This is a genomic window from Sporosarcina sp. FSL W7-1283 (assembly GCF_038003105.1).
In the GTDB taxonomy this organism is placed as follows: Bacteria; Bacillota; Bacilli; order Bacillales_A; family Planococcaceae; genus Sporosarcina; species Sporosarcina newyorkensis.
The window spans coordinates 1,686,313-1,710,283 of record NZ_JBBOOL010000001.1 but is presented as its reverse complement, the minus strand read 5'-3'; the positions used below and the strand labels follow the sequence as shown (position 1 = coordinate 1,710,283).

Genomic DNA, 23,971 nt, shown 5'->3' with positions numbered 1-23,971 from the left:
GATGTTTCTTCCTTACAGCCCACACTTCAATTGCGCTTGGCAATTCGTACACGTATTGCATCCGCCAATTTCCTCAACTGTACCTTGTCGGCAGACCGGGCATGTATCGCCTACTTCAGAGCCGATTGTGACGTTAGTAGAACGCAATGCTTGAATCGTATTGACGAGTACGACTTTCGGCTGTTCCGTGACTTCTACTAACTCTTCTGTATCCGGAATATTTTCTTCCGCTTTTAGAGTCAAGACTTGCGAATCACGGCTGCCGTCGACATATACTGTGCCGCCTTTTGCTCCACCTTTATACAATCTTTCATAGACGCTCTCGACTTGCTCAACAGTATAGCCACGCGGCGCGTTGACCGTTTTCGATATCGAGCTGTCGATCCAGCGCTGGATGATGCATTGTACGTCCGCATGCGCTTCAGGTGCAAGCTCCATTGATGAAATAAACCAATTTGGTAAATTTTCCGGATCAGCATCTTGATTGTTTTGCAAATACTCTTCTACGATTTCCGCTTTCACTTCGATGAATTTACCGAGACGTCCGCTTCGGTAATACGTAAAGGAGAAATATGGTTCAAGGCCGGTAGAAACTCCAACCATTGTTCCAGTGGACCCAGTCGGAGCAACTGTCAGTAAATGGGAGTTTCGGATACCATGCTCTAGAATCGCTTCTCGAATATCTTCAGGCATACGTTTCATATAACCTGTCTCAATAAATGCCTGACGCAATGCTTTTGTTTCTTCATCTGTCTTGCCAATCAAGAATGGGAAACTTCCTTTTTCTTTCGCAAGTTCAATTGATTCGCGGTAAGCAGTAGTCGCAATCGCTTCAAATACTTCATCCACCAATTGATTGCCTTCAGGCGATCCGTATTCTTTTTCGCAATAGATGTGAAGATCTGCGAGTCCCATGACGCCCAGTCCTACTCGGCGTTCGCCAAGGGCTTGTACTTTATTTTCTTCTAAGAAATATGGGGTTGCATCGATGACGTTATCTTGCATGCGCACACCGATTCGAACGGTTTCTTTTAATTTCTCGAAGTTCACTGTCTTCGTTTCTTTATCTGCCATCTCAGCAAGATTGACAGCTGCCAAATTACAGACAGAATATGGTGCAAGTGGTTGTTCACCACACGGGTTCGTCGCTACAACTTGCTGTCCATACGCTTTCGCATTCGTTTCGTCATTCGCATTATCAATAAAGAAAATTCCCGGTTCCGCAGAATATGTTGCGCAAATATTGATAAGATCCCATAATGCGCGGGCTTTGATCGTACGGTACACGCGGACTTCGTGACCAAGTCTTTCCCATTCGCGCACATCACCGACTTCATGCCACTGTTCGTTGTAATGCACCATTTCTTCAGGTGAATAATTTTCAACTGCCGGGAAACGAAGATCGTAATCGCCGTCTTCCTCCACGGCTTTCATGAAATCATCCGTTAATGTAACGGAAATATTCGCACCTGTTAAAAATTCCGGATTATGAACTGTATATGTTCCGCCATCCTGCAATTTCAGCTCTGCATCGCGAATGATTGCATCGTTGAAGCCGCCTTGGCCAGGAATTTGCTTATAATTCGTGATACCTTGATACATCGCTTCTTCTTGCGGTGTCAATGGTTTGAAATTCAATTTTTCATTCGCGAGTTTCTGAATTAACTCGTCTTCCGTGTTTTCGATCAAATAACGCAAAATTCGCGGATTCTGCATCTTGGAGATGATAAATTCACAAATGTCAGGGTGCCAGTTAGCTAACATAATCATTTGTGCTCCACGTCTTGATCCACCCTGCTCAACTAGATGTGTCAATTTTGCAATATCGTCCAGCCACGAAACAGAACCAGAAGATCTTCCGTTCACTCCGCGTGCCAGTGTGTTTCGCGGTCGCAATGTCGAACCATTCGTCCCTACACCGCCGCCACGACTCATGATTTCCATCACTTGCTTGCGGTGATCTGAAATTCCTTCACGAGAATCCGGAACGAAAGGCATGACGTAACAATTGAAGAATGTAACATCCGTTTCCGAACCTGCTCCGTACAGAACTCGTCCAGCTGGAACAAAATTTAATGATTTCAACTGCTCGTAGAACATCTCATACGATTGCGTTCTTCTGTCCGCTGTTTTCTCTACAGTAGCTAAGCCTGTCGCATTCCGTTTTGCGATTTGTTCGTAATACACTTCAAGAGGTTTCTCTAGCACATCTAACGGCCGCGAGATGATTCCTTTGTGTTGTTCCTCAGGATCGTCAATGGAAGAGCGGTATTCTTCTTCGATCCAAATTTCCGCCTTCCCTTCTGCCTTGTCCAACTTTGTAATATATCCCAATCCGCGTGCAGGGAATTTCGGATCTTCCCTAACTGTCAAGACAACAAAGTCTCCTACCTTCAACGTCTTTTTTTCAGTGTCTTTAAATGAATAGCGATCGATCATCACGAGACGCGACACCCCGCTATGCGTCAGTTTCATATCCTCAGTGATCGGGTGCACTTGATGAAATTGTGAAATGTCCTCATTTAACTGCTTTTTGTCCAGAAATGGCTCGCCTTGTTTCGAAACCGTAACCATATAACATCCTCCTTCGACTTCATAGAACACAACATGTTGTGTTCTCTCTATTCCCTAATCTACTATATCTTGAAACTTTGTCAATCCACAAATTTTGTATTCGAGTTTAAAAAGATTGATACAACAACCTTCCTTTAAAAAAATAAAGCAAAAGAACTAACTTTACTTTTTGTAATTCCAGTCATCATTGGCATATTTTTCATTCTCAATTTGACGCACCAATGCCATTTGTTCTTCCGTTAATTCGAGTGGCTCCAATGAAATATCCAATGCCTTTTCAAAGCCTTGCGAAAAGGCCACTTTGCATTCATCGACTGTGATGTCTCGATCTGTCAGCCGATCAATTGCAATTGCGCGGTCTGGCAATGTTCTGCGCACACGTTCCTTCAACTCCGGAGATGAATATTTAAAAATAGACGTCAGCTTGTCTACATCTAGACTCATCAGTATGGCACCGTGTTGAAGAATCACTCCTTTTTGACGTGTCTGCGCACTGCCCGCGACTTTTTTTCCTTCCACCACTAATTCATACCAACTTGGCGCATCGAAGCAAACCCCACTCTTAGGGTTCCTTAATTGGTCCGTCACGTCTTTATCCGGAATGGAGAACTCCGCCTGCAAACCTAAGTTGCGGAAGCCTTGGAGCAGACCGCCTGAGATCACACGATATGCTTCTGTGACGGATTCCGGCATTCCTTTATAGTGCTCACTGACAATCACACTGTAAGTCAATTCATGCTCATGCAGAACGCCTCTGCCACCCGTCGGTCTGCGGACAAAGCCCAACTCCAGTTCTTTTACCTTTTCCATATCGATATCTTTTTCTATACGCTGAAAATAACCGATGGATAATGTTGCGGGAGACCATTCATAAAAACGCAGAACCGGTCCGATTTCCCCACGGCTATGTAAGTCAAGAAGCGCTTCATCCAGCGCCATATTGAAAGAAGGTGTACACTTACCCGAATCCACATAATGCCAAACTGCTTTTGTCATATTCATTCTCCTTCGTCTATCGTACTGCATTTATGCTATATGAAATCGTGAACGAAAAAAACAATAACGCATTACATTTTATCATTCCGATTGAACTGATGCTAGAAAATCTTTATACTAGAGATATTGATAAAAGGGGGAAGTTTTTTGACGTATTATATTTTAGGAGCCATTGTGCTCGCGATCATTCTTTATTTCGTTATTACATATGTTCGGGTGGGAAAAGCTCTTACCACTTTAACACAGGAAGAATTCATTCAAGGATACCGAAAAGCACAACTGATTGACATCCGTGAACCAAAAGATTTCGACGCTGGACATATTTTAGGTGCACGAAATATTCCATTCACTCAGTTTACCCAGCGCTATAGAGAAATACGTCCTGATAAGCCGATTTATCTTTACGACCAAAACACTAGCCGTACAGGCCGCGCAGCTTTATTCCTTAAGAAAAAAGGTTGTACGGAAATCTATCAACTACGTGGCGGGTTCAAGCAGTGGACAGGCAAGATCAAAACAAAATAATAATACTAGATCCTCCTTAACCGGGAGGATTTACTATTTCTAAAGGAGAATTACACAATCGATGAAACAGGAATTTTTAATCTCTCTCAGCTCGGACCACTATGAAAAATTGCCTCATTACCAAAATTACAGCGTCATCATCCAGGCCATTATAAATAAACTTAACAAGCACTCCGCTGCGGATTGGCGGATTGTCCAAGTAGATGAATTCGCTTCGTATACAGAGACGATGCTCCCTGAACTGATCCATCGTAAAAAATTGCCCTATCAATCACTTTGCCACATTTATGAGACGCTGCCCACAGAAAAGATTCAGCAAGATGGATCAACAAGTGGTTTTGCTTTACAAAGCGCTGAAACAATTGACAATCAGTTGATCTTTTTTCCTGACCATCAAATAGCGATCGCGAATATTAGCTATTATGTCGCCACTGGTTCTACTTGGTCGGAACATACGGTCTTCGCTCCGTCGGCAGAGCATGTGAAGAACTTTATTGAAGAATTGAATAATCTGCAACGCGAGTCGATGAAGACGAATATCACGTATTTAGTCGACACGGAAGAAGGAATCGAAAAGAAAACTTACGGCTTAGGAGAACAAATTGAACGAAGCGACGTATTATTGGATGAGCATTTAAAAAACGAGCTTTACCGCTCAATCGATGAATTTTTCCATGACGACGGTGCATTTTTCAAAGAATACGGATTGCCATATAAACGAGGAATTTTGCTCTATGGCTCTCCGGGCAACGGCAAAACGACACTTGTTCGCTCGATTACCGGAACAACTGACGCACCTGTTGTTTATTGGCAAATCACGGAATTCACAGGGAGTCATTCCGTACAGGAAGTGTTTTCTACAGTGGAACGGCTGGCGCCTGCAATTCTCGTTATTGAGGATATTGACTCTATGCCAGAACATATGCGAAGTACTTTTTTGAATATATTAGACGGTGTGCACGTCAGAGACGGTTTATTCATCATTGGCACGACGAACTATCCCGAACGGATTGACCCTGCTTTAATCAATCGGGCAGGCCGCTTCGATAGTACGTATGAAATCGTCTCTCCTATTGAAGAAGTACGGAAACAATATATCGAAAAACTTGATCGCAAGAAACTATTGGATGACAACGCAACGAATGAAATAGCTAAAAAAACAAAAGGCTTATCGATCTCTCAATTAAATGAATTGTATATGTCGATTGCCCTAACCTACCATTACGAAGGCATTATTATTTATAATGAACGCATCCGGCAACTACAAAAACAACATAGGCAAGCCACTCGAAATGATTGGGATACCGATTCTTCTATCGGATTTTAATGTTCGCGTAAAAAAGGAGAGACGAGTCATTCCGTCTCTCCTTTTCTTATTGGTTAAGCTTCTCCTTCGTGTAACGCAATACCGGCTTGCGAGCTGCCTTTGTTTCATCCAAGCGGCCGATTACTGTCGTATGCGGTGCTTCCTGGACGATTTCAGGGTTCTCTTCTACCTCTTTAGCAATTTGAATCATTGCCTCAATAAACGCATCCAGTGTCTCCTTAGACTCTGTTTCCGTCGGCTCAATCATCATGCCCTCTTCAACATTCAACGGGAAATAAATCGTTGGCGGATGGTAACCGAAATCCAGGAGGCGTTTCGCCATATCGAGCGTGCGCACGCCTAATTTCTTTTGACGACGACCCGACAACACAAATTCGTGTTTACAATGTTGTGTATACGGCAAATCGAAATAAGGCTCCAGACGACGCATCATATAGTTGGCATTCAACACAGCGTATTCCGTCACGGCTTTCAAGCCATCCGGACCCATCGTACGGATATATGTGTAAGCGCGTAAATAAATACCGAAGTTACCGTAGTATGGTTTCACGCGGCCGATTGACTGCGGTACATCATAATCAAGAACATAACGATCTTCTTTCTTCGCAATAATCGGTTTCGGCATGAACGCGGCCAATTCCTCCGTTACGCCAACTGGACCAGAACCTGGGCCACCGCCGCCGTGTGGACCCGTAAATGTTTTATGCAAGTTCAAATGAACCGCATCAAAGCCCATATCGCCTGGCCGTGCTTTTGACATAACAGCGTTCAAGTTCGCTCCGTCGTAATACAGTTTGCCGCCCACTCCGTGAACGATTTCCGCCATTTCTAGAATATCTTCCTCAAACAGACCAAGCGTATTCGGATTCGTCAACATCAACGCGGCCGTATCGCTGCCTACTTTAGACCTTAAATCTTCCAGGTCCACCAGTCCGTTGTCATTCGACTTCACTGTCACCGTATCAAAACCAGCCACTGTGGCAGAAGCAGGATTCGTACCGTGAGCTGAGTCAGGCACAAGCACTTTTGTCCGCTCCGTATCGCCGTTTGCTTCATGGAAAGCACGGATCATCATCAATGCCGTCCATTCACCGTGCGCCCCGGCTGCAGGCTGTAATGTGACCGCCGGCATACCTGTAATTTCAGCCAGATGTTCCTGCAGATCATATGCTACTTCCAAAGCACCTTGTACCGTTGATTCATCTTGCAGTGGATGAACACGTGCAAAACCAGGGAAACGTGCGACGGCTTCATTGATCTTCGGGTTGTACTTCATTGTACAAGAACCGAGCGGATAAAATCCTGAATCTACTCCGTGGTTCCGTCTGGATAGCGCTGTGTAGTGGCGCATGATGTCCAGTTCCGCTACCTCCGGAAGTTCAACGTCTACTTGACGAATGAGTGGCTGCGGCAAAATAGACGCTACATCTACTTCAGGTACATCCAATTCGGGTAAACTGTAACCGACACGTCCAGCTTTTGACATTTCAAAAATGAGTGGTTGATTTTCGTTATGCATGGAAAGCCTCCAGTTCTTGCACGAGTGCATCGATTTCTTCTTTTGTACGTTGTTCTGTTACGGCAATTAACGCATGATTGGCCAATTTTTCATCGACCAAACCGAGATCATACCCGCCAATGATGCCCGATCCGAGCAAATGCTTATTAACTTCCTTAATAGGTGCTTTGCAATCAATGACGATTTCATTGAAGTGTGCTGGACCAAATTTCACTTTAAAGCCGGCCTGTTCAAACGCCTGACGGGCATAAGCTGTTTTAGCGATATTTTGATAAGCAATTTCTTTAATTCCTTTTTTGCCAAGTGCCGTCATTGCAACGGATGCTGCAAGTGCTGTTAAAGCCTGATTCGAACAAATATTAGAAGTCGCTTTATCGCGGCGGATATGCTGCTCACGTGCTTGTAAAGTCAATACATAGCCTCTGCGCCCTTGATCGTCCGTCGTTTCTCCGACTAATCTGCCCGGCACTTTACGCATCAACTTCTTCGATACTGCAAAATAGCCGCAATGCGGGCCGCCAAATGATTCTGCAATCCCAAACGGCTGAGCATCCCCTACAGTAATATCCGCACCAAGAGCTCCTGGAGGCGTTAAAACTCCGAGTGCAAGCGGATTCGCAGATACAACGAACAAAGCACCGTTCGCATGCGCGATTTCACTCATTTTCTGAAGATCTTCCACTTGCCCATAAAAATTCGGGTATTGAACGAGCACAGCAGCCGTTTGATCGTCAATCAATTCCGTAAGTTTCTCAATGTCTGTCACGCCGTCTGTATTTGGGATGGTCACAGTTTCAATAGATTGCCCGTTAGCATACGATTGGACGACAGCTTGAGATTCCGGATGAACAGTGGAAGAAACGAGTAGTTTTTTCCTGCGTGTATACCCAGCCGCCAGAGTTCCCGCTTCAGCCAATGAAGTTCCGCCGTCATACATGGAAGAGTTCGCAATGTCCATACCCGTCAATTCGCAAATCATTGTTTGAAATTCAAAGATCGCCTGCAATTCCCCTTGCGAAATCTCCGGCTGGTAAGGTGTATAAGCCGTATAAAACTCTGAACGCGAAATGACATGATCGACAATGATCGGCTTATAGTGATCGTAGACACCCGCCCCCAGGAAAGAAGCATAGTCCTGTGCATTCACGTTTTTAGCAGCCAAGCGGCTAAGTTCTTTTAACAATGAAGTTTCAGATTTGGCTTGTTTTATATTATACTCCCCAGTAAATCGGACTTTTTCAGGAATAGCTGAAAACAATTCTTCGATTGAAGAGACTCCGATCACGTTCAGCATATCTTTCTGGTCTTGCTCCGTCATTGGAAGATAACGATGCTTCATAATATTTCTGCCCCTTTTCCCTTATGATCTTTTATAGAAAGGTGTTTCAACCACTTTAGCTTTCAACCGCTTTGCACGGACTTCGACTTCTACCTCAGTTCCAAGTTCTGTATAATCGATAGCCAGCAATGCAAATCCGATATTTTTCTTTAATGTAGGAGATTGAGTACCCGTCGTCACCTGACCGATTTCCAGACCGTCCGAAAAAACTTTATAACCTGTGCGCGGAATTCCTTTATCAATCATTTCAAGTCCCACAAGCTTCCTAAGCAAGCCGTGCTCTTTCTGCATCTTTAATGCATCTTTTCCAATGAAATCAACCTCTTTGTTTAATTTCACTACGAAACCAAGTCCGGCTTCCAGAGGTGAAATATCAGCCGACAGTTCTTGACCATACAATGGAAGTCCAGCTTCAAAACGCAAAGTATCCCGGGCGCCAAGTCCTGCAGGCACGACACCTTCCGCTTCACCCGCCTGTAAAATCTTCGGCCATAATGCTTGAATGGCTTGTGGTGCCCCATAGATTTCAAACCCATTCTCCCCGGTATAGCCTGTGCGTGAAATGAGTACGTCTTCTCCGCTCACTTGTACATGCTCTTTAAATCGGAAAAATTTAATCTCTTCTAAAGCTTGATCTGTCAGTTTTTGCAGCACTGTCTGAGCCTCCGGACCCTGCAATGCCAATAATGCATAATCCGTGGATTGATTGTCAATGACAACATCCTCTGTTTTCTGCTGTTCCATCCAAGCAACATCTTTATCGATATTGGAAGCATTGACAATTAACAAATAGCGATCTTCCGCTAACTTATAAATTAAAAAATCGTCGATGGTGCCGCCTTGTTCATTACACATCACTGTATATTGAGCTTGACCAATCGCTAGTTTCGATACATCATTTGTGACGAGCATTTGCAAATACTCCAGAGCTCCGCTTCCGCTGACCAGCACTTCACCCATATGAGAAACATCAAATAAACCCGCTTTTGTACGAACTGCTTCGTGTTCAGCTTTAATGCTCGAAAACTGAACAGGTAATTCCCAACCTCCAAAATCGATTGTCTTACCTCCATACTTTTTGTAACTTTCAAATAATGGGGTGCGCAATAATTGATTCGTCAATCTGTTTCCTCCTTCATTGTCTGATCGACGCTGATGTTAAGATGATCGATCAGTATGTAATAGTTCAATCAAAAAGGACAGAGGTCCCCTGTGATAAGAGAACCCCTGTCCTTTTGCCTGAAAACTTCTTCGGTCTTGTCCAGAGATGCGTCCTGCATGCGTTTTTTTACCTGAGAGATTCATAACATTCGTTACTTGCTCCTTCGGCGGCGCCCAATGCGCGCTCTCCCCATGCAATCATTCGCATTATTTAATTAACTTACTTGTCACTGATATCTTAACATTAATTATAAGAAAGCGCAATCTATTTCTGAAAGCACGCAGAAGACGAATGATAATAAAAACGTTCTAATCATCGTTCGCCTTCTAACTTAATAATTATTGATATCTTTCTATTTGAAAGATAATATACTCTGCAATTTCTGTCAATGACTTCCCAGTCGTCTCTACTGTGAAATGGCTGGCCTGCAAATATTTAGGCTTTCGTTTCTTGTACAATGTCTCTAGCTCCATTCGCGAAGATTGTTGAACAATCGGCCGATTGACATCAGTCGATATTCTTCGCCAAATATCCCGGAACGAGGCATTTAAGAAAAACACCATGCCGGTTTCTCTCATAAGCTGTATATTTTCTTCTTTTACTGCCACGCCCCCACCTGTTGCGACGATACAAAACTCTTCAGGAAACGAGCGCAAAAACTCAGTTTCTAATTGACGAAAATATGGTTCTCCATATTGATCAAAGATTTCAGGTATCGTCAATTGCATCTGATCTGCAATGACATGATCCATATCATAGAATGGAATGTCTGTAAGCGTATGAAGTCTTTTACCAATCGCACTTTTCCCGCACCCCATGAATCCTACTAAGTAAATCCTTTTCATTTTCATCCATCCCGTTTCATTAATTCGACTGCTTCTCGCTCATAATAGCGTTCGAGAGAATCGTATATTCCATAAAGACTATCATGCCATGAAACGAGGGAGAAAAGAAAGAGGCTAACGAAAAATAATAGGACAATGGCAAAAACAAACATCCCTCCTTTTTCATTCTGTATATAATCCAATGGCAAACGTCCTTTCTTTCTTGGTCCCGTCAACCTTTTCTACAGATACGTGCAAGCGATTGCCATCCACTATAAATTCACATGATTTCACACCAATCAATAAAGGTACATGGCCTTGTCCATTTACGAGCTTTCGAATCAGCCGCTGGTATACTTGAATGGTAACCAACCCCCTCTCCGTTGCAAACGAGACACTAGTACTTGTAGGTACTGCGACAAACTCCACTTCTTCCAATAATTGCTGGAGTTCTAAAGAGAATAACTCCCACTCACCTAGAAAATCATTCTGGTAACTCGTTTCAATAGGTGCTTTCCAATAAAAGAAAAGAACCGTTAACTGGATAAGGATAGAAAAAATCATCAAATGAATTATACTCTCGAATAATGAAAACCCTTTTTCATCCAGATTCTTCATAGGTTCACACATTTACTGCCAAGTCCTCGTACTTCTTCGTACGTTACGCAGATTTCTCCGCCAGACACCGTCCAATGATAGTCACGGCCTTCATGCGTTCTGCTGCCTGAAAGCTGGCCGTTTGCCCGAAAATGAATGGCAGCCTGAAAGCTTGTTTCGGCGGCAATCATGGCGTTTTTCTTGATAAGGACAGAGGATGTTAACTTCGTAGCCATAGGCAAGAGCGAGCTAAAAATCACCAGGATAATTACTAAGGACAGCATCGCTTCCGGCCAAGATTGTCCTTTTTCATCCACTGATCATCATCCTTCCCCTTTCAAACTGAAAACTGATTGTTTTCTGCCCGGATTTTTTTGTGCGAATCTTGATTTTGCCTGTCGGAGACATATTCCCGGAAGGACTAAAACTCAAATCTCTTAAGCCATCGTTCGGGATTTTCATCATTCCTTCTGGAAATTTGCCTTCTAATAATATCGTCCTATCACTACTATACGCCCTATAACCATTTCCTTCATCCCTAAACTCAACTCGAGTAGCTTCTTGATGCGTAATGGCATACAACTGCGTCTCATGGACTGCCACCATAAACGATTTCAATGCGTCTTCTTCAGTCACCTGGAGGAGACGTTTTTCACTGAACGGCAGAATGACCGCAGTTAATATAACGATGATGGAAAGAACGAGTAAAAGCTCCAGGAATGTGAAACCCTGTTCTCCTTGCAATATGCGTTTATCCTCCTGCCTTTGCAACCTTCACTTTACCTTCCGCATCGATTTCTAATGAGCTGCCATCCGGGCAAACCGGAGTTTCGGGTAAATAGTCCTTTGACGTGAGATCTGCTAAACTAGGAGTTTTCTTTTCATCCATCTTATACGCTTGTATTTGTCCTTCCACCATTTTCACATAAGCACCGCAGCCTTTTTCATCTATTGATTTCGAATGTTTTGTGACATTTGGTATGGCGATAAGAACTAAAATAGTAATAATAAGTAAAACGATCATCATTTCGATTAGAGTGAAAGCTTGTTCGTTCTTTAAAAATCTTTTTACCAATTTCTATTTCCTCCTCTTTAAATACTATCGATCATGCGGTAAACAGGAAGTAGGATCGACAAATAGGATAGTAAGATACAAACGGCCAGTATGCCAAATAAGGCTGGTTGCAAAACAGCAATTCCTTTGTTCATCTTCTCTTCTAACTGTTCGCTTGTATGCTGGCTGTAAATCAGTAACTCCTTCGGTAAATATCCACTGTCTGCACCATGTTTCGCAAAATCCGCTAAGCTACTGGAGAGACCATCTGTTAACCGAATGGCTTCATGCAATGGTTCCCCGTAGATGACGTGGGCACTCAGCTGTCCTGATATTGCAGATAAAATTGGATCTTCTTTTTGCTCTACCAAGACATTCAGTGCGCTTTGCAGCGACAAACCGGATTGTAGTAAACTGCCTAGCTCGTTAGCGAAATCTCTCGTCTTCATCGCACTATAAAAAGGGCCAAGCCCGGGAACACGTAAAAGCTGCTTCAGCATTTGCTCAGCTGTCAGTTTCTTCAACCAGATTCTCAAGCCCAACATTGCAATACCTGCTGTCGTTATCAGGAGCAAAATTAAATCCGGTATAGAGGAAACCAGTCGAGGTAAATACCGGACCACACCAGATTCTTGACTAGCACGCATCAAAGTTAATGCTTCAAAGTTCGGCAGGAAAAACTGGCGAAAAGCAACCAACAACGCGAATAAAAGTGAAAATAAAACAGCGGGATAGGCTAGCAGTTTACGTAGTTGTTTTTGCTTTTCAGCGGTACGGTTGACACGCATTGCCACTTCGTTCAAAGCGCGAACTAAATTTCCATCGACTTCTGCAATGACAATCGGCAACATAATACTTTTGCTGAATCCCAAGCTTTTTAATATATAGGAGACACCGAAACCCATTTTTAATTCGGATTCAACTTTCGCCAATTTCTTTTCGTATTCTTTTGAATGATAAGGCAAGATAAGAATCAGTCCTTCATGAAACGTGTAACCTTCCCGCAGCAAAACAGATAGTCTATGCAAAAACTCTGCAGGCTTCACCAGCTTTTTCTTAGGCGAACGTCTGCCAAGAAGTTTAGACACCATTGTTTAGCACTCTTTCATAGAAAGCTGACTGTATATCGATTTTTCGTTCAGATGGCATTGAAAAACGATGTCCTTTCGAGATTGCTTCTGCCGCTTGTTCGATGTATGGGTCTTGCAAAATTTCAAAAATGGCGGCTGTTTCGCCTGTTTGCTTTGTAATCAAGCGCTGGGCGGAAATCGCGATGAGCGTTTGTCTAAGTTCTTCTAAGTGAACTCCTAGATCAAGCAATCGATAAAGACAGCCTACCGGATCTTTCGCATGGATCGTACTGAGTACGAGATGCCCTGTCAAAGCAGCTTCTACCGCAATTTGGGCTGTTTCTGCATCCCGTATTTCACCAATCATGATGACATCAGGCGAATGCCGTAAAATAGCTTTCAATCCGGCAGAATATGTAATGCCGGATCTTTCATTCACTTGGATTTGCAGTAAATGACTGTGCTTATTCTCCACTGGATCCTCTAATGAAATCACATGGCGCTTTAACTCGTTCACACAATGAGCCGTCAGTGAATACAATGTCGTCGTTTTGCCTGAACCAGTCGGGCCGGTGACAAGAAATAATCCCTGCTTATGAGCAGCAGCTTCTGATAATTGTCTACTCCACTGGGGATTTATACACAAATCTTGAAGGGGTACAACCTTGTCATGTTTCTGGATACGGATGGCGACACTTTCCCGCAATTGAATAGACGGAATGGTTGATATACGAAAAGAAAAGTTGTAGTCAGAGAACGACCGATGAAAGGAGCCACTTTGAGGCCGGCGTTGTTCACTAATATCCAGCGAAGATAAAAACTTATAAAACGAAATCAAACGGCCGCCTAATGTATGGGGGAATTGGCCAATTTTCGAGAATAATGCATGCTTGCGAATGGTCACATCATAACCTTCAGCGGTCGGCACAAAATGGATATCTGTAGCCTCTAAATGAATTGCTTTCTCCAGTAACTGAAAACACGTTTTTTCTATTGGATTCGCTATAATTTCCATAATTCTCCCCTTTCTCCGTATGATGAAAGACCACTTTTCATCTTACGCAGGAGTATACATCGGAAATGAATTGTTGGAAAATTGTATTCATTTAAGACAATTTAATTATCATCGTGAATAAGAGGACAAAATGTATTTTTAGAACTCAAAATCACAGAGAAAATGAATTTTCATATTATTTTTATTGGATGGTTCTGCTATACTGAGGATAGCTAATGTCTAAGTCACCGAAACAAGTACACTTTTTTGTCACAATGTGAAATTGATTGGAGTTTACTTTTAGGCTGACGTTCTATTATAATGGATAAGAGCTTATTGTATTGTTGTGAAGGAGGGACGCGTAGATGGATAATATGTTCAAACTTTGCGGATTCTGGACAGGTATTTTTGCGGTCATGTTCTATGTTGGACACATGATTCCTGCTTCTTTACTGCTAGTCGCAAGCACTATCTTCTTCGTACTACTTGGATACTTGAAACTTTCAGAGCGTATGTACATGTACTTATTCGGAGCATACTTAATGATCTTCATGGTTGGTTTCAGTTACTATTCCATATTTATTCATGTACCAGGTGGAGGACACTAATCCGTACATACAAAAAACAGCCTCATCACGAGAGCTGTTTTTTGTTTTGCTTTAAAATCCATGCAGGAACGGATTCTGATCTTGTTCGATACCAGGTGTCGTCGCCGGGCCGTGTCCCGGATAAATCATCAATTCTTCATCTAATGATAATAATTCGTTGTGGATAGAAGACAAAAGCGTTTCTGTATGACCTCCCGGAAGATCGGTACGCCCTATACTACCTCTAAATAGCGTATCCCCCACAATGGCGAATCCCTCGTCTGCAAAGACATAGGACACGCTTCCAGGCGAATGGCCCGGCGTATGGCGGACCTCCATCGTGAAAGGCCCCACTTGCAGGTTTTTTTCATCCTTCAATAAAATATCGGCCGGTTTGCAAATCACGTCCGGGAACATCGGATATTTCCCTGATCCGTTCAGCTGCGGGTTGCCTAGCCAATCTTTTTCAGCTTCATGCACGTAGACCGGGATATCGTATGCACTTCGAATCGTCTCGATTGCACCAATATGGTCAAAATGTGCATGGGTCAGCATGATCGCGACAGGCTTTAGTGATAACTTTTGCAGTTCAGAAAGCAATGCCTCGCCTTCTTCACCCGGATCAAACACCAAACAATTTTTCTCTTCATCTTCAATTACATAACAATTTGTCTGAATTGGACCTAATGGATGTATATGTATCTTCAATTAACTCACCTCTTTTTCTAATATTAATGAAACCTTGCTCATATTTCAAACAATCGTCATTATTTAATCTCGACAAAACGTTTGTTTAACAGTACAATAGAGGAGGAATATCGCTATACGGCATTCATTTTTTCAATGTTGAAAGGAGTGTCTACTCAATGAACTTATTGGTCGTCATTTTTGGATTGATTGCAATCTTAGCAGTCTTTGGAACGGTCCAAGCTTTTAAAGAGCGGAATGTATTAAGTATAATTTTCAATGTGGTAACTGTTGTCGTTATCGGAGGCTTTACAATTGCTACCGTTATATATTCAGGATACCCGCCACAGCTACACAAATAATCAGTTCCAAAAAATAAGGACACCTCTATACTGGAGGATGTCCTTATTTTTTATTCTTCCGTTATTGCTTCTGCTGTTTCAATCACCGGTTCCTCTTCATTGAGTTGCAACCACTGTGTGGTTCCTCCCGTCTCTAGATCAATCAGTGTATCCATACGGTAGCCTACAAGACACGTTCCGCCGTCTGGTGAACAATTCAGCAGACCGCCTTCCACCTCAGGATCATATCGCTTTATCGCTTCCCCATCTATGACTTGAACCATTGTAGACATACCATCTTGATCATCGGACGAAAGATTAGTTGACATAATAATATTATCGTCATCTGTGAATTCAACATCCTCCATTGTTTCCGATGGATGTTCAGCCTGCCATGAATGCTTCTCTTCCCCATTTGCATCGAGAACTGTAAAGCGTGTTTGTTCTTCGTCAGGTATCTCCACAACTAGTTGTTCTGATGAAGCATGAAAGCGATTAACCTCGGTGACTAGCTCACTTCTCTCACTCGTTTGAAGCGATTCCTTTACTATAGTAGTGTCTTCTAGGTAAACGAGCTGATCTTCTCCCATCCATTGTGGAAATGGATCAGTCAATTCGATAGGTTCTAAAGATTTTTCACTCATGTCATATAGGAAAACCTGATAACTCCAGTCTTCTCGAAAAGCAGAAATCAACAGTTTGGACGCTTCTGCATCGTTCCACTGAATCTCAAGTTCCGACGAATCGACAGTTAATTCATCCAGCACTTGGCCTTCTGTATCTATCACAGTCATATTCGCCTCTGTAGAAGTATCTGATGTTTTGACAAGCAGTTGTTTTTTTGATCGATGTATCAGTACTTCAGAAATTATCGAAGCATCCGTATAGATCGTATGTATTCCTCCCGTCTTTAAGTTGAATACCTGAAGACGGTCTTCTGCATCATGATGATCTACATAAGCTATATTCATATCGTCAAGCCAGCCCGCCACAAACCGCAAGTTCTCCTCGGATGTTTTCAATGTTTTAACAGACAATACTTCTTCATCAACCACAAGCGGGTTCTTTTCTTCCGTTTTCTCTATTTCATTTTGCTCACAGCCCACCAGAAAAAGAGCTAGTAAGATCATTATGATTGTCTGCTTCAAAACGTTTCCCCTTTTCAAGATGTATTAAATGAAAATGAAAAAAGCTGCGCGGCATAGGCGACCGCGCAGCTCCATCAACTTATTCTCTCTCTTTCATCTCCGGACTGCCATCTTTCTGATCTTTGAAACGAAGCAAGTCGCCATTGATGACCGTATCTGAGTAATTTAACTCAGTTGTGGCACGCTCTACATACGGCTCACATTGCGCTTCATCTGTCGGCTCTCCTGTTTCGATATCATAGCAGACTTCCTGAGTGTAGATGTTTTTATCTGTCACAAATCGGCCATCACGGAATATGACAAACGGTTCGTGATCTGGTGAAAACACGTCAGATCCAAATTGCATATCTGCTTTCGTGTCGATACCTAATAAGTGAAGAATTGTAGGACGCAAGTCGAGCTGCCCTGAAAGTTCATCCATTACTTTCCCTTTTCCGTAACCTGGAATGTGAACGAACATAGGAACTTTTTGCAGCTCCGCATTATCGAAAGGTGTAATTTCTTTATCCATGTACATACCCATCGCTTTGTTATGGTTTTCGGAGATTCCGTAGTGGTCTCCGTACATGATAATAATGGAATTATCATACAAGCCATTTTCTTTTAAGTCCTCAAAAAACCCTTTCACTGCTTCGTCCATATAACGAACAGTTTGGAAGTACTTATTCAATGTATTGGAATTCGAAGTGTATTCAGGAATCAACTTATCTTCTTCATCCAAGTCAAACGGGTGGTGGTTCGTCAACGTAATCATTCGTGTAGCAAATGGCTTCTTCATATCTTTCATCAACTCTACAGATTGATCAAAGAACGGAATATCTTTCATACCCCAGTTAACAGCTTGACCTTCTTCGATTGAGTAGCTCTCCACGTCATAGAACTTTTGAATATCCATTGCTTTGTACATGATATCGCGGTTCCAGAAGCTTTTGCTGTTCGCGTGCATAACACTTGTGGAATAACCATTTTCACCCAAGCGATTGGATAGGGAATCGTACGTATTGCCGCTGTGTGTGAAGAATACTGCACTTCCGTTACGACCATATAGTGAATTCTCTACGATAAACTCAGAGTCAGATGTTTTACCAAGCCCTGTTTGGTGGTAGAAGTTATTAAAGTAAAATGTGTCTTTGTCTTTTGTTAATTCGTTTAAGAACGGCGTAATCACGTGGCCGTCCATTTCATTGTTGATCACAAAGTTCTGCAAGGACTCCAGTGAAACGATGATAACATTCCGGTCCTTTGCCACGCCGAACATTTCAGGATCCGGCTGCGCGTGATTGGCTTTTACATAGTTCTCTATTTCCGTCAACTCAGTTCCATCTGCGAAAGCTCGCTGTGCGTGTGATTTCGATTGGACAAATAAATCATAGAGATGATAGTTATACGTCCCGATGTTTTTCACAAGCAACTCACGGTCAAAGCTTCGAGTCAGAAGTTGTGGGCGCTGTGCTTCTGCCATCGCCAAGTTGAACATCAGCAATGTAGCTGCCGCCGCGAAATAGACTTTACGCCCCACTTTTCGCCCTGTTACTTGAACCGGCTCTTGTGGTATGAAGCGAATTGCCAGCAAGACAATGATGACATCTGTGAAGAAGAACACATCTAGAAATCTCATGTTCTCTGTAATTGATGAAGTCAAATCTGCAAAGTTATTCGTTTGGAATAGCAATGGCAGTGTAATAAAGTCTGTGAAAAAGCGATAGAACACAGCGTTACTGAACATAATAATCGATGTCAGCAAACTAACTGTTACTATATATCGATTTCTTGTCTTAGTTTTTTTGATAAACAAGGCGATTCCGTACACAAACAACAGGAATGTTAGTGGATTAATAAATAATATAAACTGTTGCATCGCATTATCGATCTTCATATTAAAACTGGTGAGATACCCGATATAAGTAGTCAACCAAGTTGCAATCACGGCGATAATGAGTACGGAATGCTTTGGCCATTCGAATTTTCTCATTCCTTCTCTTCCTTTCATATCTAAATAAAGAGTTGTAGTGTTATTTATCTAAATTCAGCAGAAAACTCCCACCTCTATAGGTAATGAAGTGAATGCAATTTTGTTACTGTTCAGTGGATGCTCAAACGCTTGCTGAACTCAGATAAAGCCTTTGGCGCACATTACGGATTTTTTACAGGAGCTTTTCAGGCAAGCTCGAATATAATCCGGTCCCATTTATGCAAAAGCATAATTGATAGTTGCCTAACAGATAGACGGTTGACTGAAAGAAAAGTTTCAAATACCACCGGGAATGAGTCCATCCTCCTATAATTTGTTAGGGAAACTATCATTTTTTTGTTCTTTTCGCAATACTAAAACAGCTTGCATATATGTTTGCTGATCAATAAATTGATGATCAAATAACTCTTTTATTTCAGACTCCATTAGTATGCTGTCTTGCTTCTTATTGCCTGTATAGATAATGACTCCGAATCTTTTTAACAATTGGAGGACATCGTAGAAACTATTCATTCATCTCACGAGCTTTCTGACAGTCTATGATACGATCTTCTGTATAAAGATATGATACAGGAAAATCATGCGGCTCCCTAATTACATTATCCAGTATTTGACGTTCAAATGCTAGTGATATCGTTTGAAATGGATATCCTGCCAAATACCGATCGTAATAGCCGCCACCGAAACCAATACGGTAACCTTCCGGTGAATAGACAACACCCGGTACGATTTGCAAGTCAATCTCTTCAGGAGGGACAGATTCCGTCAGATCGACGCACGGTTCTTTTAAATCCATATAGACGACTTCAGTCTGGTCAAAGGAGTCGATTAAGCGAAAGTCCATTTCCCTCGTCGAAGAGATGCACTTCGGGATAGCAATTCGTTTCCCGCACTGCCAAGCGAATTCAATCAAATGATGCGTCGCCACTTCCGGAAATCTAGAAAGCGTGATCCCGATCGTCTTGGCATACTTAAATTCATCCGAAGCAAGAACGCGTTTCTGTATCAGAGCAGATTTCTGTTCGTGATCAGATGGACTTAATTGATGTAATTGCTTTAAAACCTGTTCGCGAAGTTTTTGCTTTTCCACTGCTTTACCTCCCGTAAGAAAAAACCAAAACCGAAGCAGGTTTTGGTTTCACTAATTATTTCGTTTCACGGTGCAAAGTTTGTTTTTGATCACGTGAGCAATATTTTTTCATTTCAAGACGCTCTGGATTGTTACGCTTGTTTTTCTTTGAAATATAATTGCGCTCTCCACATTCCGTGCAAGCGAGTGTAATATTTACGCGCATTACTGTCCCTCCCACTCATTAGCGATAGATATAAGATTAAATATGAGCATGATTTATACGACTTATAAATTATAGCATATTTTCTTTCATTGTACAGCAGAAAGATTGAAATTTCATTCGCCGGGTCGCTATGGTATTATGAAGGAAACTCTAGTTATTTTGGAGGGAAACGAAATGGATATCGCCTTAATTTTACTCATTATCGGGCTGCTGGCTGTCTTGGCTTCTTTCTTTGTAGGGAACCCCACTCGTACATATGAAGATGAATTAGAAAAGGTTTCCGTCAGTCTTCATCAGGAAACAAGTAATCTAAAGAAAAGGGTGCGGGTGCTCGAAGATGAGTTGATGGTTGCCCCGCCTATGACAGAAAGTTACACGGCTTCCCCGAAAAAACCTGTTCACGCAATTATCGTCAATCAGATCACTTCTTTGCACAGTCAAGGCTATACAATGTCTGAGATTGCACAAAGAGCTTCCATGCAGGAAGATGAAGTGGCTGCTGTACTCCGTTCAAAAGGAGTGCGCACATGATCAAAGAAGTATTTCGCTCGGTAGGTATCGGTTGTTTGCTGGCAGGCGGTATTTTATATACCGTCGACAATTTGCCGGCAACATCAGAAGCATCCTTACAAAAAGAATTGACGGCAACTCAAAAAGAATTAGAAGTTATTAAGAAAGAATTGGCCATATCCCAAACCTTGACGTCTGAAGGTGAACCAAAAAAAGAAACTGCTTCGGAAACTAAACCAATTGAACAGCAAGAGCCCGAGAAAGAAGTTGAAACAACCGTTATCAAAAAGAAAATTGCTGTGCAAGCTGGATCCAGTTCAGCAGATTTATCCGGGACGCTCGAACGTGCCCATTTAATAGAAGATGCATCGAAATTCGATACGTATATGAAAGAAAACGGTTATGCCGGAAAAATCCAGATCGGCACATTTGAATTGAACTCTGACATGAGTTTTAAAGAGATGGCCGATGTATTGACAAAATGAAACAACCTCCTGTGAGTACAGGAGGTTGTTTTTTATTCGTCTTCTGGAGCTTTCTTGATTTTGATATCCGGAGAAGAATTGGGGATTTTTGAGTTTCTCTCTTTTTCCAGGTCAAAATATATATCGAGTGCTTCTCGGACGATTTCACTGGCAGTCGCAGAAGGATAGCGTCTTGTATTCGTTGAAATATATGGAATCATTACAGAGTAAGCAACTTGTGGATTCTCGGCAGGTGCATAGCCAACATGGGATAAATTGATTGTCGGAATGACTGGATTTGATTTATTACCAGTATAATAAAACGACTGTGCCGTTCCCGTCTTCCCCGCCCCATCATAGGAAGCCCCTTTTAATAATCCTGAAGCTGTTCCATTCGAACCATAATATACATAATGCATTCCTTTTTTCACTTGATCGATTTCAGCTTGTGTATTGTTAATATGATTGAGAACCTTTACAGGAGTTTCTTCTACCAAATTTCCAAAAAACTCTCCGTCTGGTGAAGGCTCGCGAATTTCTTTTAAAATTTTCGGGGCGATTCGATTACCGTCTGCTGCAATTGTGGCAACATATTGCGCCAGTTGCAGCGGCGTATAGGTGTCAAACTGACCGATCGCAAAGTCCATCAGTTTACCTGTGATTGTTTCAGTACCCGTCACACCTGTGTATTCTCCCGGCAAATCGATACCCGTCTTAACGCCTAAGCCGAATGAAGCGAAATTTTGACGGAATGTGTCAAACGCTTTTTTGTCAATCGGCAGCGCCTGACCTGGTCGATAACTTGCACCACCCAATGCAAAAGAAATCCGGAACATATAGACGTTAGACGAACGCCCAATAGCTTGAATATCATTTAGTGCGACCCGGCCGTTCTGATTAAATAGGGATCGTTTTACCGTGCGGCCGATTCGGATCGGTTCGTCAATTTTGACATCTCCGATTCGGATAGCCCCTTCACTGTAGCCTGTTAGCATGGTAGCCAATTTTACAGTTGAGCCCGCTTCATAAGCAGAAGTGAACGTGCCAAAAGTATAATCTTGAATTGCCCATTGGCCAGTCGATTCGTCTCTTACGACTTTCTTGCCCACCAACGATAAGATTTCACCATTATTCGGATCCATCATGACAAGAAAAGCAGACTCCAGTGCACCTGCACTTGCATTCCGCTTCAATTTCAATAATTTATTGGACACGACTTCTTCCAGTGCCTTTTGCAGTTCACTATCCGTTGTCAAGATGAGATCTTTTCCAGGCTCTCCTTCTTTCACCGTTTTAGTTTCAATCACTTTACCCGTGCGGTCCTTAATGTTTTTTACGATGGTCTTTTGCCCTTTTAATAGATCTTCATAGTAAGCTTCCAAATAACTTCTGCCGACCCGGTCGTTACGAGAGTAACCTCTGGCTAGGAAATAATCTAAATGGGAACGTGGAATCCCTTCTACTGGACTCGTTGTAGAACCGAGAATTGCGCTATCCGATTTCTTGACACGGTCCCAATCCGTCGTCGTATTGACGCCGGGCAATTCATTCAGCCGTTCCGAAACGACCGCAAATTCTTTATCGGTCACTCCATCACTCTTAATAATTTGAGGCGAATAGGCATATCCTGCCATCATTTCTCGATAAATTGCCAGGACCTTGATGTCTTCATCCGATAACGAATTGATTTCTTCGTCTGTGATCCGATCTCTCGTCAATTGGTTGATTTCCCTCTGGATATCTTTTTTAGATTTTTTATCGTCCTTACCAATACTGCTTTGTTCTTTTTTTGATACTTTCTCAGCAGCTTTCTCAGGGTTGAGCAAGATCCAGAAATCACGCTTATCTCCCATTGTCACTCGCTTTGTATCTTGATCGATTAACTTCGATAACTTCCTTGCGAGCTCCAACATATCTGCAGTAGAAGTAGATGAAGTTTTCGTATAGGTAATTGCATTTTTCGGTTCATTGTCTACAAGTACTTGACCATTTCGATCGTAAACTCTTCCTCGCGGCGTACTCGTATTGACGGCAATTTCTTCCGTTCGCTCAAGCATCCGTGTATAATCTTCCCCTTTTACAATTTGCAGATAACCTAGCCGGAATATGAGCAAGGAGAAAAGGACGAAAATTGCCACGAAAAGAAAGTTCATTCGAAAAGCAATATGTTTACGTTGCCGGGCTTTCGCCTGATCTGCTTTTCTTGTTGTCTTTTTCAACGGGAATCTCCTTTCTATATTTTTTTATGTATGCCTCAGTATATCATGAACCCATAAAAGAACACACATCTTGACGAATCAGATGTGTGTCAGGTTTCAATTATTTATTGTCTTGGTAACGCTTTTCAACTTCATCCCAATTGATTACGTTCCAGAATGCTGAAATATAATCAGGACGACGGTTTTGGTAGTTTAAGTAGTACGCATGCTCCCAAACATCCAAACCTAGTAAAGGTGTTTTGCCTTCCATGTAAGGAGAATCCTGATTTGGCGTAGAAGTTACTTCAAGCTCACCGTTGTTCAGAACGAGCCAAGCCCAACCTGAACCGAAGCGTGTTGTTGCAGCTTTTGCGAATTCTTCTTTAAACGCGTCAAAGCTACCAAACTTCTTGTCGATTGCTTCAGCAACCTGACCTTTTGGATTTCCACCGCCATTTGGAGATAGGATTTGCCAGAAGAATGAGTGGTTGGAATGCCCACCGCCATTATTGCGGACTGCTGTACGCTTGTCCTCTGGAACTTTGTCCAAGTTTGCAACCAATTCATCAACCGACATGCTAAGAAGTTCGTCGTGACCTTCTAGTGCATTGTTCACGTTTGTTACATACGTGTTGTGATGTTTTGTGTGATGGATGTTCATCGTTTCTTTGTCGATGTGTGGCTCCAACGCGTCATAAGCGTATGGTAGTTCTGGTAATTTGTAAGCCATTTTCCATTCCTCCTCTAGTTATATCTGTTTTGCCCTACCTATTCACATTATCAAAATA

At 42.4% G+C, this 23,971-nt stretch carries 27 protein-coding genes and 1 riboswitch; of the genes, 6 read left to right on the top strand and 21 right to left on the bottom strand.

Annotation, left to right across the window (positions count from 1 at the left end):
• Positions 1-12: 12 nt before the first annotated feature.
• On the bottom strand, positions 13-2,574 hold the full coding sequence (locus MKY93_RS08305) for a vitamin B12-dependent ribonucleotide reductase (RefSeq protein ID WP_009496805.1): 2,562 nt from the start codon (positions 2,572-2,574) through the stop codon (positions 13-15).
• A gap of 162 nt (positions 2,575-2,736) precedes the next feature.
• On the bottom strand, positions 2,737-3,570 hold the full coding sequence (locus MKY93_RS08300; RefSeq protein ID WP_040758114.1) for a lipoate--protein ligase family protein: 834 nt from the start codon (positions 3,568-3,570) through the stop codon (positions 2,737-2,739).
• Positions 3,571-3,741: 171 nt separating this feature from the next.
• On the opposite strand from MKY93_RS08300, the gene MKY93_RS08295 reads away from it, so the two are divergent.
• Both MKY93_RS08295 and MKY93_RS08290 read left to right on the top strand, forming a co-directional pair.
• Positions 3,742-4,095: a rhodanese-like domain-containing protein gene (locus tag MKY93_RS08295; RefSeq protein WP_425516826.1), complete on the top strand. Its 354-nt coding sequence runs from the start codon at positions 3,742-3,744 to the stop codon at positions 4,093-4,095.
• 61 nt (positions 4,096-4,156) lie between these two features.
• Positions 4,157-5,422 (top strand): ATP-binding protein, encoded by a 1,266-nt coding sequence (locus MKY93_RS08290; protein WP_340758776.1) that lies wholly within the window; start codon positions 4,157-4,159, stop codon positions 5,420-5,422.
• A gap of 46 nt (positions 5,423-5,468) precedes the next feature.
• Here MKY93_RS08290 and gcvPB read toward each other — a convergent pair whose 3' ends face one another.
• The 11 genes from gcvPB to comGA form a co-directional block, all read right to left on the bottom strand.
• Positions 5,469-6,941: an aminomethyl-transferring glycine dehydrogenase subunit GcvPB gene (gene gcvPB / locus MKY93_RS08285; protein ID WP_009496809.1), complete on the bottom strand. Its 1,473-nt coding sequence runs from the start codon at positions 6,939-6,941 to the stop codon at positions 5,469-5,471.
• The gene (gene gcvPA / locus MKY93_RS08280; RefSeq protein ID WP_340758775.1) at positions 6,934-8,280 is read right to left on the bottom strand and encodes an aminomethyl-transferring glycine dehydrogenase subunit GcvPA; all 1,347 of its coding nucleotides are present in this window, start codon (positions 8,278-8,280) and stop codon (positions 6,934-6,936) included. The genes gcvPB and gcvPA overlap by 8 nt, the downstream gene beginning before the upstream one ends.
• A gap of 21 nt (positions 8,281-8,301) precedes the next feature.
• A complete protein-coding gene (gcvT, locus tag MKY93_RS08275) occupies positions 8,302-9,402 on the bottom strand; it encodes a glycine cleavage system aminomethyltransferase GcvT (protein WP_078816551.1) in 1,101 nt (366 codons plus the stop codon).
• Between the two features lie 148 nt (positions 9,403-9,550).
• Positions 9,551-9,643: riboswitch (glycine riboswitch) on the bottom strand.
• A gap of 137 nt (positions 9,644-9,780) precedes the next feature.
• Positions 9,781-10,287 (bottom strand): shikimate kinase, encoded by a 507-nt coding sequence (locus MKY93_RS08270; RefSeq protein WP_340758774.1) that lies wholly within the window; start codon positions 10,285-10,287, stop codon positions 9,781-9,783.
• A gap of 2 nt (positions 10,288-10,289) precedes the next feature.
• On the bottom strand, positions 10,290-10,469 hold the full coding sequence (locus MKY93_RS08265; protein WP_009496813.1) for a hypothetical protein: 180 nt from the start codon (positions 10,467-10,469) through the stop codon (positions 10,290-10,292).
• Positions 10,450-10,884, bottom strand: coding sequence for a competence type IV pilus minor pilin ComGF (gene comGF, locus MKY93_RS08260; protein WP_221835020.1), 435 nt, complete (start codon positions 10,882-10,884; stop codon positions 10,450-10,452). Before comGF ends, MKY93_RS08265 begins: the two co-directional genes overlap by 20 nt.
• On the bottom strand, positions 10,881-11,180 hold the full coding sequence (locus tag MKY93_RS08255; RefSeq protein ID WP_009496815.1) for a hypothetical protein: 300 nt from the start codon (positions 11,178-11,180) through the stop codon (positions 10,881-10,883). Before MKY93_RS08255 ends, comGF begins: the two co-directional genes overlap by 4 nt.
• Complete coding sequence (comGD, locus tag MKY93_RS08250; RefSeq protein ID WP_340758773.1) at positions 11,173-11,607, bottom strand: competence type IV pilus minor pilin ComGD; 435 nt, start codon at positions 11,605-11,607, stop codon at positions 11,173-11,175. The genes MKY93_RS08255 and comGD overlap by 8 nt, the downstream gene beginning before the upstream one ends.
• 7 nt (positions 11,608-11,614) lie before the next feature.
• A complete protein-coding gene (gene comGC / locus MKY93_RS08245) occupies positions 11,615-11,938 on the bottom strand; it encodes a competence type IV pilus major pilin ComGC (protein WP_009496817.1) in 324 nt (107 codons plus the stop codon).
• Between the two features lie 17 nt (positions 11,939-11,955).
• Complete coding sequence (comGB, locus tag MKY93_RS08240) at positions 11,956-13,008, bottom strand: competence type IV pilus assembly protein ComGB (RefSeq protein WP_340758772.1); 1,053 nt, start codon at positions 13,006-13,008, stop codon at positions 11,956-11,958.
• Positions 12,998-14,002: a competence type IV pilus ATPase ComGA gene (comGA, locus tag MKY93_RS08235; RefSeq protein WP_340758771.1), complete on the bottom strand. Its 1,005-nt coding sequence runs from the start codon at positions 14,000-14,002 to the stop codon at positions 12,998-13,000. The genes comGB and comGA overlap by 11 nt, the downstream gene beginning before the upstream one ends.
• A gap of 344 nt (positions 14,003-14,346) precedes the next feature.
• On the opposite strand from comGA, the gene MKY93_RS08230 reads away from it, so the two are divergent.
• Positions 14,347-14,589: a DUF2626 domain-containing protein gene (locus tag MKY93_RS08230; protein WP_009496820.1), complete on the top strand. Its 243-nt coding sequence runs from the start codon at positions 14,347-14,349 to the stop codon at positions 14,587-14,589.
• 51 nt (positions 14,590-14,640) lie between these two features.
• On the opposite strand, the gene MKY93_RS08225 is transcribed toward MKY93_RS08230, so the two are convergent.
• Positions 14,641-15,276, bottom strand: a complete 636-nt coding sequence (locus tag MKY93_RS08225; protein WP_078816546.1) for an MBL fold metallo-hydrolase — start codon at positions 15,274-15,276, stop codon at positions 14,641-14,643.
• 158 nt (positions 15,277-15,434) lie between these two features.
• Between MKY93_RS08225 and MKY93_RS08220 the strand changes: the two genes are divergently transcribed.
• Positions 15,435-15,617 (top strand): DUF2759 domain-containing protein, encoded by a 183-nt coding sequence (locus tag MKY93_RS08220; RefSeq protein ID WP_009496822.1) that lies wholly within the window; start codon positions 15,435-15,437, stop codon positions 15,615-15,617.
• Between the two features lie 50 nt (positions 15,618-15,667).
• Here the strand turns inward: MKY93_RS08220 and MKY93_RS08215 are convergent, their stop codons facing one another.
• From MKY93_RS08215 to rpmG, 5 genes are all read right to left on the bottom strand, one after another.
• Positions 15,668-16,726: a YqgU-like beta propeller domain-containing protein gene (locus tag MKY93_RS08215; protein ID WP_340758770.1), complete on the bottom strand. Its 1,059-nt coding sequence runs from the start codon at positions 16,724-16,726 to the stop codon at positions 15,668-15,670.
• A gap of 97 nt (positions 16,727-16,823) precedes the next feature.
• Positions 16,824-18,716: an LTA synthase family protein gene (locus tag MKY93_RS08210; protein ID WP_221835023.1), complete on the bottom strand. Its 1,893-nt coding sequence runs from the start codon at positions 18,714-18,716 to the stop codon at positions 16,824-16,826.
• A 306-nt stretch (positions 18,717-19,022) separates the two neighbouring features.
• Positions 19,023-19,229, bottom strand: coding sequence for a YqgQ family protein (locus MKY93_RS08205; protein ID WP_009496825.1), 207 nt, complete (start codon positions 19,227-19,229; stop codon positions 19,023-19,025).
• The gene (locus MKY93_RS08200) at positions 19,222-19,806 is read right to left on the bottom strand and encodes a 5-formyltetrahydrofolate cyclo-ligase (protein WP_009496826.1); all 585 of its coding nucleotides are present in this window, start codon (positions 19,804-19,806) and stop codon (positions 19,222-19,224) included. The genes MKY93_RS08205 and MKY93_RS08200 overlap by 8 nt, the downstream gene beginning before the upstream one ends.
• 55 nt (positions 19,807-19,861) lie before the next feature.
• Positions 19,862-20,011, bottom strand: a complete 150-nt coding sequence (gene rpmG / locus MKY93_RS08195) for a 50S ribosomal protein L33 (RefSeq protein WP_009496827.1) — start codon at positions 20,009-20,011, stop codon at positions 19,862-19,864.
• Between the two features lie 174 nt (positions 20,012-20,185).
• On the opposite strand from rpmG, the gene MKY93_RS08190 reads away from it, so the two are divergent.
• Both MKY93_RS08190 and MKY93_RS08185 read left to right on the top strand, forming a co-directional pair.
• Positions 20,186-20,542, top strand: coding sequence for a hypothetical protein (locus MKY93_RS08190; RefSeq protein ID WP_040758120.1), 357 nt, complete (start codon positions 20,186-20,188; stop codon positions 20,540-20,542).
• Positions 20,539-21,006, top strand: a complete 468-nt coding sequence (locus tag MKY93_RS08185; RefSeq protein WP_340758769.1) for a hypothetical protein — start codon at positions 20,539-20,541, stop codon at positions 21,004-21,006. Before MKY93_RS08190 ends, MKY93_RS08185 begins: the two co-directional genes overlap by 4 nt.
• 32 nt (positions 21,007-21,038) lie before the next feature.
• On the opposite strand, the gene MKY93_RS08180 is transcribed toward MKY93_RS08185, so the two are convergent.
• On the bottom strand, positions 21,039-23,204 hold the full coding sequence (locus MKY93_RS08180) for a peptidoglycan D,D-transpeptidase FtsI family protein (protein ID WP_009496830.1): 2,166 nt from the start codon (positions 23,202-23,204) through the stop codon (positions 21,039-21,041).
• A gap of 100 nt (positions 23,205-23,304) precedes the next feature.
• Entirely contained in the window at positions 23,305-23,913 is a 609-nt protein-coding gene (locus tag MKY93_RS08175) for a superoxide dismutase (RefSeq protein ID WP_340758768.1), read from the bottom strand.
• Positions 23,914-23,971: the final 58 nt, after the last annotated feature.

Bases quoted from the DNA above. Each gene is read 5' to 3' on its own strand.
- MKY93_RS08305 (WP_009496805.1), bottom strand. From the start codon at position 2,574: ATGGTTACGGTTTCGAAACAAGGCGAGCCATTTCTGGACAAAAAGCAG.
- MKY93_RS08300 (WP_040758114.1), bottom strand. From the start codon at position 3,570: ATGACAAAAGCAGTTTGGCATTATGTGGATTCGGGTAAGTGTACACCT.
- MKY93_RS08290 (WP_340758776.1), top strand. From the start codon at position 4,157: ATGAAACAGGAATTTTTAATCTCTCTCAGCTCGGACCACTATGAAAAA.
- gcvPB (WP_009496809.1), bottom strand. From the start codon at position 6,941: ATGCATAACGAAAATCAACCACTCATTTTTGAAATGTCAAAAGCTGGA.
- gcvPA (WP_340758775.1), bottom strand. From the start codon at position 8,280: ATGAAGCATCGTTATCTTCCAATGACGGAGCAAGACCAGAAAGATATG.
- MKY93_RS08270 (WP_340758774.1), bottom strand. From the start codon at position 10,287: ATGAAAAGGATTTACTTAGTAGGATTCATGGGGTGCGGGAAAAGTGCG.
- comGF (WP_221835020.1), bottom strand. From the start codon at position 10,884: ATGAAGAATCTGGATGAAAAAGGGTTTTCATTATTCGAGAGTATAATT.
- comGB (WP_340758772.1), bottom strand. From the start codon at position 13,008: ATGGTGTCTAAACTTCTTGGCAGACGTTCGCCTAAGAAAAAGCTGGTG.
- comGA (WP_340758771.1), bottom strand. From the start codon at position 14,002: ATGGAAATTATAGCGAATCCAATAGAAAAAACGTGTTTTCAGTTACTG.
- MKY93_RS08230 (WP_009496820.1), top strand. From the start codon at position 14,347: ATGGATAATATGTTCAAACTTTGCGGATTCTGGACAGGTATTTTTGCG.
- MKY93_RS08220 (WP_009496822.1), top strand. From the start codon at position 15,435: ATGAACTTATTGGTCGTCATTTTTGGATTGATTGCAATCTTAGCAGTC.
- MKY93_RS08215 (WP_340758770.1), bottom strand. From the start codon at position 16,726: ATGATCTTACTAGCTCTTTTTCTGGTGGGCTGTGAGCAAAATGAAATA.
- MKY93_RS08210 (WP_221835023.1), bottom strand. From the start codon at position 18,716: ATGAGAAAATTCGAATGGCCAAAGCATTCCGTACTCATTATCGCCGTG.
- MKY93_RS08205 (WP_009496825.1), bottom strand. From the start codon at position 19,229: ATGAATAGTTTCTACGATGTCCTCCAATTGTTAAAAAGATTCGGAGTC.
- rpmG (WP_009496827.1), bottom strand. From the start codon at position 20,011: ATGCGCGTAAATATTACACTCGCTTGCACGGAATGTGGAGAGCGCAAT.
- MKY93_RS08190 (WP_040758120.1), top strand. From the start codon at position 20,186: ATGGATATCGCCTTAATTTTACTCATTATCGGGCTGCTGGCTGTCTTG.
- MKY93_RS08185 (WP_340758769.1), top strand. From the start codon at position 20,539: ATGATCAAAGAAGTATTTCGCTCGGTAGGTATCGGTTGTTTGCTGGCA.
- MKY93_RS08175 (WP_340758768.1), bottom strand. From the start codon at position 23,913: ATGGCTTACAAATTACCAGAACTACCATACGCTTATGACGCGTTGGAG.